This is a genomic window from Nocardiopsis synnemataformans (genome assembly GCF_965343085.1).
Taxonomy (GTDB): domain Bacteria; phylum Actinomycetota; class Actinomycetes; order Streptosporangiales; family Streptosporangiaceae; genus Nocardiopsis; species Nocardiopsis alborubida.
Genome location: NZ_CBDRFA010000174.1, coordinates 1 through 1059 on the forward strand (window position 1 = coordinate 1; position 1059 = coordinate 1059).

The 1059-nt window shown below is 59.0% G+C and carries 1 protein-coding gene; it reads right to left on the reverse strand.

All coding sequences use genetic code 11. The features are described 5' to 3' along the window. On the reverse strand, nucleotides 1–1059 hold a 1059-nt coding region (clpX, locus tag ACSIH6_RS39310; RefSeq protein ID WP_150256270.1), incomplete at both ends, for an ATP-dependent Clp protease ATP-binding subunit ClpX.

The window sequence follows — 1059 nt, forward strand, 5'->3', positions numbered from 1 at the left end:
ACGATGGTGGGGTTGACGTTGTCGATCACCGTCTCCCGCGTAATGATCACCTGACCCACATCCTCACGAGAAGGCACCTCATACATCACCGACAACAACACCTCCTCAATAATCGCCCGCAACCCACGCGCACCCGTACCCCGAATAATCCCCTGCTCAGCAATCGCGTTCAAAGCATCCGGCGTGAACTCCAACTCCACACCATCCAACTCGAACAACCGCTGATACTGCTTCACCAAAGCATTCCGCGGCTCCGTCAAAATCCGGATCAACGCCTCACGATCCAGATCATGCACACTCGTGATCACCGGCAACCGACCCACGAACTCCGGAATCATCCCGAACTTCAACAGATCCTCCGGCATCACCTCACCGAACAACGCCGAACCACCCAGCTCACCCTTGGGACGCAACACCGCGTTGAACCCCATCCCCTGCTGACCCGTCCGCGACTCGATCAACTTCTCCAACCCCGCGAACGCACCACCACAGATGAACAACACATTCGTCGTATCGATCTGAATGAACTCCTGATGCGGATGCTTACGACCCCCCTGCGGAGGCACACTCGCCGTCGTCCCCTCCAAGATCTTCAACAACGCCTGCTGCACCCCCTCACCCGACACATCCCGAGTGATCGAAGGGTTCTCACTCTTACGCGCGACCTTGTCGACCTCATCGATGTAGATGATCCCCGTCTCGGCCTTCTTCACGTCATAGTCAGCCGCCTGGATCAACTTGAGCAGGATGTTCTCCACATCCTCCCCCACATACCCCGCCTCCGTCAGCGCCGTCGCGTCCGCGATCGCGAACGGCACGTTCAGGATCCGCGCCAGAGTCTGCGCCAACAACGTCTTACCCGACCCCGTCGGCCCGAGCAGCAAGATGTTGGACTTGGCGATCTCCACATCCTCCTCGCCCGGACGCTCCCCCTCCGAACGCACCCGCTTGTAGTGGTTGTACACCGCCACCGACAACGCCTTCTTGGCCTGCTCCTGACCGATCACATACGAGTCCAGGAACTCGTAGATCTCCCGAGGCTTGGGCAGAGAATCCCAG